This window comes from Streptomyces caniferus (assembly GCF_009811555.1).
In the GTDB taxonomy this organism is placed as follows: domain Bacteria; phylum Actinomycetota; class Actinomycetes; order Streptomycetales; family Streptomycetaceae; genus Streptomyces; species Streptomyces caniferus.
The window spans coordinates 1,501,615-1,517,868 of sequence record NZ_BLIN01000003.1; the positions used below are offsets into that span (position 1 = coordinate 1,501,615).

Sequence of the window (16,254 nt, forward strand, 5' to 3'; positions counted from 1 at the left end):
GAAGTCGGTTCGGCACAGCACAACATCAGTACGGAGCACACGGCACGGCCCCGGGACAGGGCCCGCCGCAAGCTCCCGCACCGCCGGCGTTCCCGCAGCGCTGCGGCTCCCGCGGTTCACCGCCGCCCTTCCGCCGCCGCGTACGACAGGTCCCGCGCCGCGCGGATACCCCTCAGTCGTCACTTCTCCCCTGTATTCAGGGGAACACCCTCAGGAGTCTCGCGATGGGCCCTCAGTCCACCCCAGATCTCTCAACTGAAGCCTCCCCCCTGTCCCTTTCCACCGTGGCCGTCGTCGGCCTGGGCACCATGGGTACCGGTATCGCCGAGGTGCTGACCCGGGCCGGCCGCGAGGTCATCGGTATCGACACCGACGAGGCCGCGGCCCGCAACGCCGTCACGGCCCTCGAAGCCGCCACCACCCGCGCCGTGCAGCGCGAGCGGATCACCGAACGGGAGCGGCAGGACATCCTGGCCCGGTTCCGCACCTTCACCGATCTGCAGGCCGCCGCGGACGCCGATCTCGTCATCGAGGTCGTGCCCGAGGACTACGAGCTCAAGCGGCAGGTCTTCGCCGGGCTCGACGCCGTGGTCCGCCCGGACACCATCCTGGCCACCGGCACCAACGCGCTGTCCGTGACCCGCCTGGCCGCCGATTCGCAGCGCCCCGAGCGGGTGCTCGGTGTGCACTTCTTCAACCCCGCACCGGCCATGAAGCTGGTCGAGGTGGTCTCCTCCGTGCTCACCGCGCCGACCGCGGTCGCCGCCGTCACGGAGCTGGCCCACGCCCTGGGCAAGGACCCGATCGCGGTGGGTGACCGCGCCGGCTTCGTCGCGGACGGCCTGCTGTTCGGCTATCTGAACCAGGCCGCGGCGATGTACGAGTCCAAGTACGCCACCCGCGAGGACATCGACGCCGCGATGCGGCTCGGCTGCGGTCTGCCCATGGGCCCGCTGGCGCTGCTCGACCTGATCGGCGTGGACACCGCGCGGACGGTCCTGGAGGCGATGTACGCCGACTCCCAGGACCGGCTGCACGCCCCCGCGCCGATCCTGGGCCAGCTGGCCGAGGCGGGGCTGACCGGCCGCAAGGCGGGCCGCGGCTTCTACACGTACGACGCCCCGGGCGGCAGCACGGTCGTGCCGGACGCGGAGAGCCCGGCGGACGCCGATGAGCTCGCCGGCGGGCGCACGGTCAGCAGCGTCGGCGTGGCCGGCTCCGGGACGATGGCCAGCGGTATCGCGGAGGTCTTCGCCAAGGCGGGCTTCAAGGTCGTGCTGGCCGCCCGCAGCCCGGAGAAGGCGGAGAAGGCCAAGGCCAGGATCGCCAAGTCGCTGGGCCGCTCCGTGGACAAGGGCCGGCTGAGCGCCGAGGCCCGGGACACCGCGCTGGCGGCGATCACGCCGGCCGGGTCGCTGGACGCGTTCGCTGACGTGGACCTCGCGGTCGAGGCGGTGGCCGAGGACCTGGCGGTCAAGCAGGAGCTGTTCAAGACCCTGGACAAGGTCTGCAAGCCGGGCGCCGTCCTGGCCACCACCACCTCGTCGCTGCCGGTCGTGGCCTGCGCCCGCGCCACCTCGCGCCCCGAGGACGTCATCGGGATGCACTTCTTCAACCCGGCGCCCGCCATGAAGCTGGTGGAGGTGGTCCGGACGGTCCTGACGGCCGACGATGTCCACGCCACCGTGCGGGCGGTCTGCGCCAAGGTCCGCAAGCACCCCGTGGACTGCGGCGACCGGGCCGGATTCATCGTGAACGCGCTGCTGTTCCCGTACTTGAACAACGCGATCAAGATGGTCGAGGAGCACTACGCGACCCTGGACGACATCGACGCCGCCATGAAGCTCGGCGGCGGGTACCCGATGGGCCCGTTCGAACTCCTCGACGTGGTCGGCCTGGACGTCTCCCTGGCCATCGAGAAGGTGCTGCACGCGGAGTTCCGCGATCCCGGGCTGGCCCCGGCGCCGCTGCTGGAGCACCTCGTCGCCGCGGGCTGCCTCGGCCGCAAGACCGGCCGCGGCTTCCGTGAGTACGCCCGGCGCTGACGCGTGGCGGCACCCCGGCCCGGCCGGGGGAGGGTGGGGTGGACTGCTGGAACCGGACGGCGGTCCACCCCCGCTCACGGGGACAAGCGCCGTACCTCATGCCGCAGGTCGCGTAAATATGCAGTACCGTCCCCACATGTCCCAGCCCGCTCGCACGCCGCCTTCCGACACCACCGACACCGCGACTCCCGGTACCCGCCGGGCGGCGGCGCAACGGCTCAAAATGCGCCGCGAATTGTCGGCGGCGGCGATGGAACTGTTTGCGACCAAGGGCTACGAGGCGACGACGGTCGACGAGATCGCGGCGGCCGCGGGCGTCGCCCGGCGGACTTTCTTCCGCCACTTCCGCTCCAAGGAAGAGGCGATCTTCCCCGACCACGACGACACCCTCGTCCGCGCTGAGGCCGTCCTGGACGCCGCTCCGCCGCACGAGAACCCTCTGGACACGGTCTGCCGCGGCATCAAGGAGGTCATGCGGATGTACGCGGCCTCCCCGGCCGTGTCGGTGGCCCGCTACCGCCTGACCCGCGAGGTCCCCACCCTGCGGGAGGCCGAGATCGCCTCGGTGGCCCGCTACGAGCGGCTGTTCACCCGCTATCTCCTGGGCCACTTCGACGAGGGCGCCCACCGCGAGGGCGACGACGATCCGCTGCTCGCCGAGGTCGCCGCGTCCGCCGTGGTCACCGCGCACAACCACGTACTGCGGCGCTGGCTGCGGGCCGACGCCCAGGGCGATGTCGAGGCACAGCTCGACCACGCCTTCGAGATCGTCCGGGAGACCTTCGGGGCCGGCATCGGCGCGGGCCGCACCGGCAGCGGGGAGAACCCCCCGGCGGCCGTCTCGCGGGAGGGCGAGGTGCTGGTCGCGGTGGCCCGCACGGACGCCCCGCTGGACGAGGTCATGCGCACCATCCGCAAGGCCATCAAGGAACACAAGTAACGGCTCTCCGGCCGCAACCGGACAGGAACGCGGCCCGGCGCCCTTGGGCGGACCGGGCCGCGACACGGATGGCGTAACGCCCTCCCTGCGCACTCTGCGCACATACGACACTTCTTTGCGTCATCACCAGGGCTCCCATCGGCCCTCTTTCGCTCATGCGTGCCGCCCAGATGACATCTGAGAGAAATTCTTGGCACTCAGTGTCTTGTCGCCTGGCACGCGGTGTCATACGTTGAAGGTGTCCGGGCGGCCGGCGTGCTGAGATCCAACGCGCGCCGGCTGTCCCACCAGCCGTACGCGGCTGTCCGCCCGGATGCCTGCGTCACAGGCACATCCCAGCTGCCCGCTGGGCACCGCGCTCACCAGCGCTGCCAGGCTTCGCGGCCGACGGCTCTGCGACCCCCGCAGAGGCGACGGAAGCGGCGCCGCCCCGGCCGAACCGACGGCACCACCTCTGCACCACCCCCGACGTTCCCCCCAAGCCGTTTCCCTCAACGGTTCCCCGAGCTCGCCGTTCCGGTCGGGCCGGGGAGGCCCCAACCGCCGGAGGCACCCCGTGAACGAAATCCTGGACGCAATCCTTGCGCCTGACACCACCAGCGCCGACTTCGCCGGCCTGACCCTCCCCGAGTCCTACCGCGCGGTGACCGTGCACAAGGACGAGGCCGAGATGTTCGCCGGTCTGGAGAGCAAGGAGAAGGACCCCCGCAAGTCGCTGCACGTCGACGACGTGCCGGTGCCCGAACTGGGACCGGGCGAGGCGCTGGTGGCCGTGATGGCCTCCTCCGTGAACTACAACTCCGTGTGGACCTCGATCTTCGAGCCGGTGTCGACGTTCGGGTTCCTGGAGCGCTACGGCAAGCTCTCCCCGCTCACCAAGCGGCACGACCTCCCGTACCACGTCATCGGCTCCGACCTGGCCGGCGTGGTCCTGCGCACCGGGCCCGGTGTCAACGCCTGGGGCCCCGGTGACGAGGTCGTCGCGCACTGCCTGTCCGTCGAGCTGGAGTCCTCCGACGGCCACAACGACACCATGCTCGACCCCGAGCAGCGGATCTGGGGCTTCGAGACCAACTTCGGCGGCCTGGCCGAGATCGCACTGGTCAAGTCCAACCAGCTGATGCCCAAGCCCCAGCACCTGAGCTGGGAGGAGGCGGCGTCGCCCGGCCTGGTCAACTCGACCGCCTACCGCCAGCTCGTCTCGCAGAACGGCGCCGGCATGAAGCAGGGCGACAACGTCCTGATCTGGGGCGCGAGCGGCGGGCTCGGCTCGTACGCCACCCAGTTCGCGCTGGCCGGCGGCGCCAACCCGATCTGCGTGGTCTCCTCCGACCAGAAGGCGGAGATCTGCCGGAAGATGGGCGCCGAGGCGATCATCGACCGCAACGCCGAGGGCTACAAGTTCTGGAAGGACGAGCACAACCAGGACCCCAAGGAGTGGAAGCGCTTCGGCAAGCGCATCCGCGAGCTGACCGGCGGCGAGGACGTGGACATCGTCTTCGAGCACCCCGGCCGGGAGACCTTCGGCGCGTCCGTGTACGTCACGCGCAAGGGCGGCACCATCGTCACCTGCGCCTCGACCTCCGGCTACAACCACCAGTACGACAACCGCTACCTGTGGATGTCGCTGAAGCGGATCGTCGGCTCGCACTTCGCCAACTACCGCGAGGCGTGGGAGGCCAACCGCCTGATCTCCAAGGGCAAGATCCACCCGACGCTGTCGAAGACGTACAGCCTCGAGGAGACCGGACAGGCGGCGTACGACGTGCACCGCAACCTCCACCAGGGCAAGGTCGGCGTGCTGGCACTGGCCCCCGAGGAGGGCATGGGCGTGCGCGACGAAGAAATGCGCGCCAAGCACCTCGACGCCATCAACCGGTTCCGGAACGTCTGAGGCGACTCGGACCTCCGGACCAGGAAGATACGGGCCTGATATGACTGAGCGTCAGAAGGATCGTCCGTGGCTGATGCGGACCTACGCCGGCCACTCCACCGCCGAGGCGTCCAACGAGCTGTACCGGCGTAATCTCGCCAAGGGCCAGACGGGCCTGTCGGTCGCGTTCGACCTCCCGACGCAGACCGGTTACGACCCCGACCACATCCTCGCCCGCGGCGAGGTCGGCCGGGTCGGGGTCCCGGTGTCCCACCTCGGCGACATGCGACGGCTGTTCCAGGACATACCCCTGGACCAGATGAACACCTCGATGACCATCAACGCGACGGCCATGTGGCTGCTGGCGCTGTACGAGGTGGTCGCCGAGGAGCAGGGCGCCGACGTCTCCAAGCTGTCGGGGACGACGCAGAACGACATCGTCAAGGAGTACCTCTCGCGCGGGACGCACGTCTTCCCGCCGGGGCCCTCCCTGCGGCTGACCACCGACATGATCACGTACACGGTGGCGCACATCCCCAAGTGGAACCCGATCAACATCTGCAGCTACCACCTGCAGGAGGCGGGTGCCACCCCGGTCCAGGAGATCGCCTACGCCATGTCCACCGCCATCGCGGTGCTCGACGCGGTGCGGGACTCCGGACAGGTGCCGGCGGAGAAGTTCGGCGATGTCGTGGCCCGTATCTCGTTCTTCGTGAACGCCGGCGTCCGCTTCGTCGAGGAGATGTGCAAGATGCGCGCCTTCGGCCGCATCTGGGACAAGATCACCCGTGAGCGCTACGGCATCGAGAACGAGAAGCAGCGCCGGTTCCGCTACGGCGTCCAGGTCAACTCGCTCGGCCTGACCGAGGCGCAGCCGGAGAACAACGTCCAGCGGATCGTCCTGGAGATGCTGGCCGTCACGCTCTCCAAGGACGCCCGCGCCCGCGCCGTGCAGCTCCCCGCCTGGAACGAGGCGCTGGGGCTGCCGCGGCCCTGGGACCAGCAGTGGTCGCTGCGCATCCAGCAGGTGCTGGCGCACGAGAGCGATCTGCTGGAGTACGAGGACATCTTCGCCGGTTCGCACGTCATCGAGGCCAAGGTGGAGGCCCTGGTCACCGACTGCCTCGCCGAGATCGAGCGGATCCAGGAGATGGGCGGCGCGATGGCCGCGGTGGAGTCCGGCTACCTCAAGTCGCAGCTGGTCACCGCGCACGCCGAGCGGCGGGCCCGGATCGAGGCCGGCGACGAGAAGATCGTCGGCGTCAACTGCTTCGAGGGCACCGAGCCCAACCCGCTCACCGCGGACCTCGACACCGCCATCATGACCGTCGACCCGGCCAACGAGGCACGGGTGGTCCAGGCGCTGCACGACTGGCGGGACAACCGCGACGAGGGGCGCGCCCAGGAGGCGCTGTCGGTCCTGAAGAAGACCGCGGCCGGTGACGGCAACCTCTTCGCCGCCACCGTGGAGTGCGCACGCGCCGGTGTGACGACCGGCGAGTGGGCCTGGGCGCTGCGGGACGTCTTCGGCGAGTTCCGCGCCCCCACGGGCGTCTCCAGCGCCCCGCTGGCGGTCGCCGCCGAGGAGGGCAGCCCGCTCGCCGCGGTCCGCGAGAAGGTCGCCAAGACCGCCGCCGAACTCGGCAGCGGGAAGCTGCGGCTGCTGGTCGGCAAGCCCGGCCTGGACGGCCACAGCAACGGCGCCGAGCAGATCGCCGTACGGGCCCGGGACGCCGGCTTCGAGGTGATCTACCAGGGCATCCGGCTGACCCCGGAGCAGATCGTCTCGGCCGCGGTCGCCGAGGACGTGCACTGCGTGGGCCTGTCGATCCTGTCCGGCTCGCACGCCGAGCTGGTGCCGGACGTACTGGCCCGGCTGCGGCGCACCGGCGTCGACACCACTCCCGGGCCGGGCGGCCCTCCCATACCGGTCATCGTCGGCGGCATCATTCCCTCCGCCGATGCGACCGCGCTCCGGGAAGCCGGAGTGGCGGCCGTGTTCACCCCTAAGGACTTCGGTATTACGGAGATCATCGGCCGTATCGTCGACGAGATCCGGAAAGCGAACCAGCTCGACCCCCTGGAGGTCCCCGCATGACAGCGCCCGTCAACCGGCTGCGGCCCCGCCGCTCGTGTCTCGCGGTCCCCGGCAGCAACCCGCGCTTCCTGGAGAAGGCCCAGGGCCTCCCCGCCGACCAGGTCTTCCTGGACCTGGAGGACGCCTGCGCGCCGCTCGCCAAGGAGGGCGCCCGGCACCACATCGTCGAGGCGCTGAACGGCGGCGACTGGGCCGGCAAGACCCGGGTCGTGCGGGTCAACGACTGGACGACGCACTGGACGTACCGGGACGTCATCACGGTCGTCGAGGGCGCGGGCCCCAACCTCGACTGCATCATGCTGCCGAAGGTCCAGGACGCCCAGCAGATCGTGGCGCTGGACCTGCTGCTGACGCAGATCGAGAAGACCATGGGCTTCGAGGTCGGCAGGATCGGCATCGAGGCGCAGATCGAGAACGCCAAGGGCCTGGTGAACGTCGACGAGATCGCCGGCGCCTCGCCGCGCCTGGAGACCATCATCTTCGGCCCGGCCGACTTCATGGCCTCCATCAACATGAAGTCCCTGGTGGTCGGCGAGCAGCCGCCCGGTTATGGGGCGGATGCCTATCACTACATTCTGATGCGCATTCTGATGGCGGCGCGCACCTACGATCTGCAGGCGATCGACGGCCCGTACCTTCAGATCAAGAACGTTGACGGGTATCGCGAGGTCGCCGGCCGCGCCGCCGCCCTCGGCTTCGACGGCAAGTGGGTGCTGCACCCGGGTCAGGTCGAGGCCGCCAACGAGGTGTTCTCCCCCTCCCAGGAGGACTACGACCACGCCGAGCTGATCCTGGACGCCTACGAGTGGCACACCTCGGAGGCGGGCGGAGCCAAGGGTTCCGCGATGCTCGGCGACGAGATGATCGACGAGGCGAGCCGGAAGATGGCGCTGGTCATCGCCGGCAAGGGCCGGGCCGCCGGCATGACCCGCACGTCCAAGTTCGAGGCCCCGGAGGCATAAGCACCATGCAGTTCGGCCGTACCTATGAAGAGTTCACCGTCGGCGATGTGTACAAGCACTGGCCCGGGAAGACCGTCACCGAATACGACGACCACCTCTTCTGCCTGCTCACCATGAACCATCACCCGCTGCACATGGACAGCAACTACGCGGAGCGGACCACCGATTTCGGGAAGAACGTCGTCGTCGGGAACTACATCTACTCGCTGCTGCTGGGCATGTCGGTGCCCGACGTCTCCGGAAAGGCCATCGCCAATCTGGAGATCGAGTCACTGAAGCACGTGGCGCCCACCTTCCACGGCGACACGATCTACGGCGAGACGACCGTGCTCGACAAGACGCCCTCCCGCTCCAAGACGGACCGCGGAATCGTGTACGTCGAGACCAAGGGCTACAAGCAGGACGGCACCCTGGTCTGCGTCTTCCGGCGCAAGGTCATGGTCCCCACGGCCACCTACATCAAGGAGCGCGGCGGCGAGCAGCCCGGCCGCCCGGAGCTGCAGGCCCCTCCGGCCAAGAAGGAGAAGTAGCCATGACCCGTCTCGCGCAGACCGAGGGCCTGACCGACATCCAGCGGGAAATCCTCTCCACCGTCCGCGACTTCGTGGACAAGGAGATCCTGCCGGTCGCCACGGAACTGGAGCACCGCGACGAGTACCCGTCGCAGATCGTCGAGGGCCTGAAGGAACTCGGCGTGTTCGGCCTGATGATCCCCGAGGAGTACGGCGGGCTGGGCGAGTCCCTGCTCACGTACGCGCTGACGGTCGAGGAGATCGCCCGCGGCTGGATGAGCGTCTCGGGCATCATCAACACCCACTTCATCGTGGCCTACATGCTCAAGCAGCACGGCACGCAGGAGCAGAAGGACTACTTCCTGCCGAAGATGGCGGCCGGTGAGATCCGCGGCGCCTTCTCGATGTCGGAGCCGGCGCTGGGGTCCGATGTTTCGGCCATTTCCTCCAAGGGCGTGCGGGACGGTGACGATTACGTCCTCAACGGCCAGAAGATGTGGCTCACCAACGGCGGTTCGTCCACGCTCGTCGCGGTCCTGTGCCGTACGGACGAGGGCCACCCGGAGGGCACCGCTCCGCACAAGTCGATGACGACCTTCCTCGTGGAGAAGGAAGCCGGCTTCGGCGAGGTGCGGCCCGGCCTGACCATTCCGGGCAAGATCGACAAGATGGGCTACAAGGGCGTCGACACCACCGAGCTGATCATGGACGGGCTGCGGATCCCGGCCGATCGGGTGCTCGGCGGCGAGACCGGACGTGGCTTCTATCACATGATGGACGGCGTCGAGGTCGGCCGGGTCAATGTGGCGGCCCGCGGCTGCGGTGTCGCCCAGCGCGCCTTCGAGCTGGGCGTTTCGTACGCACAGCAGCGACACACCTTCGGCAAGCCGATCGCGCAGCACCAGGCCATCCAGTTCAAATTGGCGGAAATGGCGACAAAGGTCGAAGCCGCGCATGCGATGATGGTTAATGCCGCTCGCAAAAAGGACTCGGGCCAGCGAAACGACCTCGAGGCGGGCATGGCGAAGTACCTGGCCTCCGAGTACTGCAAGGAGGTAGTGGAAGACGCTTTCCGCATCCACGGTGGCTACGGCTTCTCCAAGGAGTACGAGATCGAGCGGCTCTACCGCGAGGCCCCGATGCTCCTGATCGGCGAAGGCACCGCCGAGATCCAGAAAATGATCATTGGGCGACGGCTACTCGAGGAGTACCGGATCCAGGGGTGAACATCCCGTTTGCGCCACTTTGGCCTAGACGAAGATCACACCCCGTCATCGTTCTTCGGCCACGGATTGGCTCTGGCTCTTGGCCAGTTGCCGCTCGTAACCGATAGCATCCATGGAAAGCCGCCGTCCCCCGTATCCATACGCGGCATCCTCCGCTACGAAGGTCATCCATGCCCCACAGCCAATCCTCTGCACCACGCGGTCGCGTCCGCCTCGCGCGCGGAGCGTCGCCGTGGCTCCTGCCGACCGTTGCCACGGCAGCGGTCAGCCTCGCCCGGTCCCGCCGGTCGGGTCGCTGGGCCGCCGTTGCCGTGCCCACCACCGCACTGGCGGCGGGCATGCTGTGGTTCTTCCGCGACCCCGAGCGGGAGATCGCTCAGGGGCGGGTCATCTCTCCGGCCGACGGCGTGGTGCAGAGCATCATGCCGTGGAAGGACGGGCGCACCCGCGTCGCGATCTTCATGAGCCCGCTGAACGTCCACGTCAACCGCGCGCCGCTGGCCGGCACGGTGACGTCCGTGGAGCACATCCCCGGCGGGTTCGTCCCGGCGTTCAACAAGGAGAGCGAGAACAACGAGCGGGTGGTCTGGCACTTCGACACCGAGCTCGGCGACATCGAGATGGTGCAGATCGCCGGCGCGGTGGCCCGCCGTGTCGTCCCCTACGTGCCCCAGGGCACCAAGGTGGAGCAGGGTGAACGGATCGGGCTGATCCGGTTCGGCTCGCGGGTCGACGTCTACCTCCCGGAGGGCGTCGAGGCCGCGGTCGAGGTCGGCCAGGCCACCACCGCGGGGGTGACTCGTCTTGACCGTGATTGATCCCGAGACACAGGCGGGCTGGGCGCCCGAGACCGACGAGCACGAGGACGACATGCCGCTGTCCACGCGGCTGTCAATAGCGGACACCCTCACCCTCGGCAACGCGATCTGCGGGTTCATGGCCGTGTACTTCACGACCACCGGGGTCCTCATCCCGCACCTGACGGGCAACGAGGACGGCGGGATGGCCCGGCACAGCGCGGCGATGGCCGTGATCCTGATGCTGTTCGCGTCGGTCTTCGACCTCTTCGACGGGTTGGTGGCGCGCAAGCTGCGGGCCTCGGCGATGGGGGCCGAGCTCGACAACCTCTCCGACCTGATCAGCTTCGGCCTGGCGCCCGCGTACTTCGTCGTGACCTGGGGCATGGTCGCCCAGGACGCGAACCAGCGGGTGTCCGTGGTCGCGGCCGTCGTGGTGCTGCTGGCGGTGGTGCTCCGGCTCGCACGGTTCTCCTGCGTCCCGATGCGCGACGGCATGTTCCAGGGCATGCCGGGCCCGTTCGGCGCCCTGACGGTCGTCGCCATCGTGCTGCTGGAGCTGCCGTTCGTGCCGACGCTGCTGGCGATCATCGGGGTGGCCTGGCTGATGGTGAGCCGGGTCGAGTACCCCAAGCCCCGCGGCCGTCTCGCGGTGGCGATGCTCGGCTGGATCGTGCTCAGCATGGGCATGCTCACGGCCTGGGCGCTGGACGCCCCCGGCGGCCAGCTGCTGCTGCAGACCGGCTGCGCCTTGCAGGTGGTCATGGGCGCGATGATCCCGCTGTTCGCGACGGCCCGGAGGGTCAACACCTTCCGCGACAACCGCCGCGAGTCGCGGGCGGAGTCCCGCGCCGCACAGCTTCCCTAGCGGACATCGAACAACGCCGCGGGCCCCGAGCGAATTCTTTCGCTCGGGGCCCGCGGCGTTGTGGTGGGTGCGGCCCGCCGGGGGGCCGCACCGGGCCTCAGACCAGGAAGTCCCGCGCCAGCCGCTCCGCCGCCCGCTCCAGCAGCGGGCCGGCCTCGGCCATACAGCGCGCCGGGTCGGGCTCCAGGTCCGTCAGGGCGTAGGCCCGCCGGATGCCGGCCGCGCCGAGCGCCTCCTGCGGCAGCTGGAGGCGGCCGCAGACCGCGGCCACGTCCAGGCCCGCCGCCCGGGCCGCGGCGGCGACCCCGGCCGGCGCCTTGCCGTGCAGCGTCTGGGTGTCGAGCGAGCCCTCACCGGTGATGACGAAGGTGGCCTTCGCCAGCGCCGGGGCGAAGCCCAGGACGTCGAGCATCACGTCGATGCCCGGCCGGAACGTCGCGCCCAGGCCGACCAGCGCGCCGTAGCCGACCCCGCCCGCGGCGCCCGCGCCGGGCGCCAGGGCACCTTCCGCGGCCCTAGGGCCCACCGCGTGCCCCAGCACCTCGGCGTAGTGCGCCAGTGCGGCGTCGAGCGTGGCCACGTCCTCCTCGGTCGCGCCCTTCTGCGGGCCGTAGACCGCCGGGGCGCCCTTCGGGCCCGTGAGCGGGTTGTCGACGTCGCTGGCGAGCACGATCGTGGTCTTCGCGAGCCGGGGGTCCAGCCCCGACAGATCGGCCGTGGCGAGATCGCGCAGCGGGCCGCCGCCGGGGGCGACCGGCTCGCCGTCCGCGTCCAGGAACCGGGCGCCCAGCGCCGCGAGCATGCCGGCGCCGCCGTCGGTCGTGGCGCTGCCGCCGACGCCGAAGACGATCGAGGTCGCGCCCGCGTCGAGGGCCGCGAGCAGCAGTTCGCCGGTGCCGTAGGTGGTCGCCGTCAGGGGCGCGAAGACGCCCGCCGGGAGGTGCTGGAGCCCGGAGGCCTCCGCCATCTCCACCACCGCCGTGCCTCCCCCGGCCACTGCTGAGGGTGCCCCCTCGCGCAGCGCGAAGGTGGCCGTCACCGGCATACCGGTCGGGCCGGTGACCCGTGCCTCGTGGCGGGTGAAGCCGGCCGCGAGTGCCGCCGCGACCGTCCCGTCGCCGCCGTCCGCGACCGGGACGGCCGCGACGTCCAGACCGGGGACCACGCGCCGGAGACCGGCCGTGACGTGCTCGGCGACCTCGACGGCCGTCAGCGAGCCCTTGAATTTGTCCGCGGCGATCAGCACATGTGCTGTGGGTGTCCTTGCTGCGTCCGCCACCGTGTTTCCCCTTGCTTTCGTACGGGCAGTCGCGCCGCTGTGACCTTATCCGGCGAGGGGCCCGGCGAACAGGGCACTCTGATCGGCGGTGCTGCCGAGCGCCCCCGGGGTGCGCCGCGAAGATCCGCGCGACGGGCACGTCCGCGCAGCCGTTCCGTCTAGGCTCGCGCCGTGACCACCATGGACTACGCCACCTACATCGCCGGCCTGCCCCGCGTGCTCGCGGGCGCGGGGATGATCTTCCACGACGCGGAGGGCCGCCTTCTGCTCGTGGAGCCCAATTACCGCGACACCTGGATCCTGCCCGGCGGCACGGTCGAATCGGACCGCGGCGAGTCGCCCCGCCAGGCCGCCCGGCGCGAGACCGCCGAGGAGATCGGCCTGGACGTCGAGCCGGGCCCGCTGCTCGCCGTCGACTGGGTACGCGGCAAGGACCGTCCGCCGCGGGTGTCGTACCTCTACGACGGCGGGGTGCTGGACGCCGCGCAGTTGTCCGCGATCCGCGTCCAGGAGACGGAGCTGCTGTCCTGGCGCATGGTGCACTGGGACGAGGCCCAGACCCTGGTGAACCGGGAGATGGCGCTGCGCCTCGGTGCCGCCCTGAAGGCCCTCGCGGAGGGCCGCGGACCGGCGGAACTGGAGGACGGGGTGCCACCGGCCGGGGGCTGACGGGCGCGGAGCCGGCCGGGAGGGCCCGGGGCGGCGGAACGGGCCGGGAAGGGCACGGCTGACGGGGCGTCGGAGCGGGCCGGAAAATGGTGTGTGGATCAGGTATTTGGTTGACAAGCTGAGGGCATGAACCGACCGCATGACCCCGCCCCCGGCGCCTCCCCCGCGCCCCGGGCGACCGACTGGATCGCCACCCCCGTCACCGCGGACCTCCTGCGCGGCGCGCTCGACCTGGAGCGCACCGAGCACGGTGTGCTGCCGCACCGGCTGCCGGCCCGGGCCCGCGCCCAGTGTGCCGACGGGCAGCTGGCCATGGCGGAGGCCCAGCCCTCCGGCGTACGGCTGGTGTTCCGTACCCGGGCCGCCGCCATCGAGCTGGACACGCTCCGGACCAAGATGGCCTACCAGGGGGCGCCGCCCCGCCCCGACGGCGTGTACGACCTGCTCGTCGACGGCAGTCTGGCCGGCCAGGCCTCGGTGACCGGCGGCAACGTCCTGATGGTGGACATGACCACCGGGACCGCGGAAACCCGGCCCGGCCCGGTCGGCACCGTCCGGTTCACCGGTCTGCCCGACCGGGTGAAGGACGTCGAGATCTGGCTGCCGCACAACGAGATCACCCAGCTGGTCGCCCTGCGCACCGACGCTCCCGTCGAGGCCGTGCCGCCGGGGGGCCGCAGGGTGTGGCTGCACCACGGCAGTTCGATCAGCCACGGCTCCGACGCCGCGAGCCCCACCACGACCTGGCCCGCCCTGGCCGCCTCCCTCGGCGACGCGGAACTGATCAACCTCGGTCTGGGCGGCAGCGCCCTGCTCGATCCGTTCACCGCCCGCGCTCTGCGCGACACCCCCGCCGACCTGGTCAGCGTCAAGATCGGCATCAATCTGGTCAACACCGACCTGATGCGGCTGCGCGCCTTCACCCCAGCTGTCCACGGCTTCCTCGACACCGTCCGCGAGGGACACCCCACCACGCCGCTGCTGGTCGTCTCGCCGATCCACTGCCCCATCCACGAGGACACCCCCGGGCCCAGCGCCCCGGACTTCAGCAACCTCGGAGCGGGAAAACTGCAGTTCCGGGCCGCGGGGGACCCTGCGGAGCGCGCCGCCGGGAAGCTGACGCTGGGTGTCATCCGCGAGGAGCTCTCCCGCATCGTGAAGCAGCGGGCGGCCGACGACCCCCACCTGCACTACCTCGACGGCCTCGGCCTCTACGGCGAGGCGGACTTCGCCGAGCTGCCGCTGCCCGACCAGCTCCACCCGGACGCCGCCACCCACCGCCGCATCGGCGCACGCTTCGCCGAGCTGGCCTTCGGCACCGGGGGTGCCTTCGCCGCCCGGCCGGCCTGAGCGAGCCGGCCGACGGCGGTGAGGAGGCCGAGCTGGTCGGATCCGCGCCGGTCAGGCGGGGGATGACGGCCCGGACCTCCGCGGCCGGGCGACGGAGGCGGGCCGCGGGGTGGGCGCAGCCGTCGGGACGAAGAGGCTCAACCGGTGGGTCGTGGGGTGGGTCAACCGCCCGCAGAGCGTGTCCAGTCGGACCGCCGGCCAGTCGCGTCGCCCCCCCCGCTCCCTGATCCACCATGATCCGAACGACACCCCCTAGGCTGGCCGGATGGACGCCATCGCCGCAAAAGTCGCTCAGGTACCGGGAGTTGTCGGGGTGATGCTCGGCGGAAGCCGGGCACGGGGCACCCATCGGCCGGACTCCGACTGGGACCTCGGGGTCTACTACCGGGGCGCGCCGGATCTGGCGGCCCTGGAGGAGCTGGCCGCGGAGGTGACGGGCGGCCCCGTCGAGGTGTACGGGCCGGGCGCCTGGGGCGCATGGGTCAACGGCGGGGCCTGGCTCGTCCTGCCCGACGGCAGCGCTGTGGACTGGATCCTGCGGGACGTCGACCGGGTGCGGCAGGTGTGGGACGAGTGCCGCGAGGGCCGCTTCGAGATCGGCGTACAGGCCGGGCACCCGCACGGCTTCTGGTCCCCCGCCTACCCGGGCGAGGCGGCGCTGGGCCGGGTGCTCGCCGACACCGACGGGGAGCTGGCCCGCCTCCGGCAGGAGACCCGTACCTATCCCGAGGCCCTGCGCAAGGCGCTGACCGGCAACGCGGTCTGGGACGCGGGGTTCTCGGTGGCGATGGCGGGCAAGTCGTACCAGGCGCTGGACGTGCTGCATGCGGCCCTGTGTCTGTCCCGCGCCGTCGGCGACCTCGTCCAGGCGCTGCACGCCCATCACCGCGTCTGGTGTCTCAACGAGAAGGGCGCGCTGGCGGCGGCCTCGGCGATGCCGGAGACACCGCGCGGCTTCGGTGCCCGTGCCACCACTCTGCTCGGCGGCATCGGGCGCGGGGAAGCGGAGTTGAAGCATGCGCTGGAGACGGCTACGGAGCTGGTCGACGAGGTGCGTGAGGTGGTCGGGGGCTGAGGCGCGGGCCCGTCACCCGCACTCCTCCGCCGGGAACAGGGCCTCCTCCGTCCGCTCGAAGGCGAGCAGCCGGCGCTTGCGGTCGAGCCCGCCGCCGTAGCCGGTGAGGCTGCCGTTGGCGCCGACGACGCGATGGCAGGGGACGATGATGCCGACCGGGTTGCGCCCGTTGGCCAGACCGACCGCGCGGGCCGCCGTCGGGACGCCGAGCCGTGCGGCGAGTTGCCCGTACGTGAGGGTCTCGCCGTACGGGATGGTGCACAGCGCCGCCCAGACGCGGCGCTGGAAGGGCGTGCCGCGCAGGGCGAGCGGCAGGTCGAAGGTGGTCGACTCACCGCGGAAGTAGGCCCGGAGCTGGGCGATGGCCGCGGCGAACGGCGGCTCGCCGGGGCCCGCGGGATCGCCGAAGGTCTCCTGGGGCGGGCGGTGGCGCTGGTCGGTCATGTAGAGGCCGGTGAGGGACTCGCCGGCGGCGACCAGGGTGAGCGGGCCCACCGGGGTGCCGTCCAGGACGGTGTGGGTGCGGGGCGCGTCGGGCGCGGGTGCGTGAACGGTCATGG

The 16,254-nt window shown here is 70.9% G+C and carries 14 protein-coding genes; 12 read left to right on the top strand and 2 right to left on the bottom strand.

Features of this window, described 5'->3' with window-relative positions:
- Nucleotides 1-224 precede the first annotated feature (224 nt).
- The 9 genes from Scani_RS15170 (at nucleotide 225) to pssA (ending at nucleotide 11,321) form a co-directional block, all read left to right on the top strand.
- On the top strand, nucleotides 225-2,045 hold the full coding sequence (locus Scani_RS15170; RefSeq protein ID WP_159475184.1) for a 3-hydroxyacyl-CoA dehydrogenase family protein: 1,821 nt from the start codon (nucleotides 225-227) through the stop codon (nucleotides 2,043-2,045).
- Between the two features lie 136 nt (nucleotides 2,046-2,181).
- Nucleotides 2,182-2,985: a TetR family transcriptional regulator gene (locus Scani_RS15175; RefSeq protein WP_159475187.1), complete on the top strand. Its 804-nt coding sequence runs from the start codon at nucleotides 2,182-2,184 to the stop codon at nucleotides 2,983-2,985.
- Between the two features lie 556 nt (nucleotides 2,986-3,541).
- A complete protein-coding gene (gene ccrA, locus Scani_RS15180; protein ID WP_159475190.1) occupies nucleotides 3,542-4,879 on the top strand; it encodes a crotonyl-CoA carboxylase/reductase in 1,338 nt (445 codons plus the stop codon).
- 40 nt (nucleotides 4,880-4,919) lie between these two features.
- Nucleotides 4,920-6,956, top strand: coding sequence for a methylmalonyl-CoA mutase family protein (locus Scani_RS15185; RefSeq protein WP_159475193.1), 2,037 nt, complete (start codon nucleotides 4,920-4,922; stop codon nucleotides 6,954-6,956).
- Nucleotides 6,953-7,918 (top strand): HpcH/HpaI aldolase/citrate lyase family protein, encoded by a 966-nt coding sequence (locus Scani_RS15190; RefSeq protein WP_159475196.1) that lies wholly within the window; start codon nucleotides 6,953-6,955, stop codon nucleotides 7,916-7,918. The genes Scani_RS15185 and Scani_RS15190 overlap by 4 nt, the downstream gene beginning before the upstream one ends.
- A gap of 5 nt (nucleotides 7,919-7,923) precedes the next feature.
- Nucleotides 7,924-8,448, top strand: coding sequence for a MaoC family dehydratase (locus Scani_RS15195; RefSeq protein ID WP_159475199.1), 525 nt, complete (start codon nucleotides 7,924-7,926; stop codon nucleotides 8,446-8,448).
- A 2-nt stretch (nucleotides 8,449-8,450) separates the two neighbouring features.
- Nucleotides 8,451-9,656, top strand: coding sequence for an acyl-CoA dehydrogenase family protein (locus Scani_RS15200; protein WP_042161274.1), 1,206 nt, complete (start codon nucleotides 8,451-8,453; stop codon nucleotides 9,654-9,656).
- Nucleotides 9,657-9,826: 170 nt separating this feature from the next.
- Complete coding sequence (locus Scani_RS15205) at nucleotides 9,827-10,474, top strand: phosphatidylserine decarboxylase (protein ID WP_159475201.1); 648 nt, start codon at nucleotides 9,827-9,829, stop codon at nucleotides 10,472-10,474.
- Nucleotides 10,461-11,321 (top strand): CDP-diacylglycerol--serine O-phosphatidyltransferase, encoded by an 861-nt coding sequence (gene pssA, locus Scani_RS15210; protein ID WP_246295807.1) that lies wholly within the window; start codon nucleotides 10,461-10,463, stop codon nucleotides 11,319-11,321. Before Scani_RS15205 ends, pssA begins: the two co-directional genes overlap by 14 nt.
- A 97-nt stretch (nucleotides 11,322-11,418) precedes the next feature.
- On the opposite strand, the gene Scani_RS15215 is transcribed toward pssA, so the two are convergent.
- Entirely contained in the window at nucleotides 11,419-12,567 is a 1,149-nt protein-coding gene (locus tag Scani_RS15215) for a glycerate kinase (RefSeq protein WP_159476064.1), read from the bottom strand.
- Between the two features lie 213 nt (nucleotides 12,568-12,780).
- Here Scani_RS15215 and Scani_RS15220 point away from each other — a divergent pair, with 213 nt between their 5' ends.
- The 3 genes from Scani_RS15220 to Scani_RS15230 all read left to right on the top strand — a co-directional run bounded on the left by Scani_RS15220 (nucleotide 12,781) and on the right by Scani_RS15230 (nucleotide 15,694).
- Complete coding sequence (locus Scani_RS15220; protein ID WP_371872350.1) at nucleotides 12,781-13,269, top strand: NUDIX domain-containing protein; 489 nt, start codon at nucleotides 12,781-12,783, stop codon at nucleotides 13,267-13,269.
- Nucleotides 13,270-13,395: 126 nt separating this feature from the next.
- A complete protein-coding gene (locus tag Scani_RS15225; protein ID WP_159475207.1) occupies nucleotides 13,396-14,619 on the top strand; it encodes a GDSL-type esterase/lipase family protein in 1,224 nt (407 codons plus the stop codon).
- 265 nt (nucleotides 14,620-14,884) lie between these two features.
- Complete coding sequence (locus Scani_RS15230; RefSeq protein ID WP_159475210.1) at nucleotides 14,885-15,694, top strand: DUF4037 domain-containing protein; 810 nt, start codon at nucleotides 14,885-14,887, stop codon at nucleotides 15,692-15,694.
- A gap of 12 nt (nucleotides 15,695-15,706) precedes the next feature.
- Here Scani_RS15230 and Scani_RS15235 read toward each other — a convergent pair whose 3' ends face one another.
- Nucleotides 15,707-16,252, bottom strand: coding sequence for a methylated-DNA--[protein]-cysteine S-methyltransferase (locus tag Scani_RS15235; RefSeq protein ID WP_159475213.1), 546 nt, complete (start codon nucleotides 16,250-16,252; stop codon nucleotides 15,707-15,709).
- Nucleotides 16,253-16,254 lie beyond the last annotated feature (2 nt).

Excerpts from the sequence above, each read along its gene's own strand:
- Scani_RS15170 (WP_159475184.1), top strand. The coding sequence starts at position 225 with ATGGGCCCTCAGTCCACCCCAGATCTCTCAACTGAAGCCTCCCCCCTG.
- Scani_RS15235 (WP_159475213.1), bottom strand. The coding sequence starts at position 16,252 with ATGACCGTTCACGCACCCGCGCCCGACGCGCCCCGCACCCACACCGTC.
- Scani_RS15185 (WP_159475193.1), top strand. The coding sequence starts at position 4,920 with ATGACTGAGCGTCAGAAGGATCGTCCGTGGCTGATGCGGACCTACGCC.
- Scani_RS15225 (WP_159475207.1), top strand. The coding sequence starts at position 13,396 with ATGAACCGACCGCATGACCCCGCCCCCGGCGCCTCCCCCGCGCCCCGG.
- Scani_RS15190 (WP_159475196.1), top strand. The coding sequence starts at position 6,953 with ATGACAGCGCCCGTCAACCGGCTGCGGCCCCGCCGCTCGTGTCTCGCG.
- Scani_RS15220 (WP_371872350.1), top strand. The coding sequence starts at position 12,781 with ATGGACTACGCCACCTACATCGCCGGCCTGCCCCGCGTGCTCGCGGGC.
- Scani_RS15195 (WP_159475199.1), top strand. The coding sequence starts at position 7,924 with ATGCAGTTCGGCCGTACCTATGAAGAGTTCACCGTCGGCGATGTGTAC.
- Scani_RS15230 (WP_159475210.1), top strand. The coding sequence starts at position 14,885 with ATGGACGCCATCGCCGCAAAAGTCGCTCAGGTACCGGGAGTTGTCGGG.
- Scani_RS15175 (WP_159475187.1), top strand. The coding sequence starts at position 2,182 with ATGTCCCAGCCCGCTCGCACGCCGCCTTCCGACACCACCGACACCGCG.
- Scani_RS15205 (WP_159475201.1), top strand. The coding sequence starts at position 9,827 with ATGCCCCACAGCCAATCCTCTGCACCACGCGGTCGCGTCCGCCTCGCG.
- Scani_RS15200 (WP_042161274.1), top strand. The coding sequence starts at position 8,451 with ATGACCCGTCTCGCGCAGACCGAGGGCCTGACCGACATCCAGCGGGAA.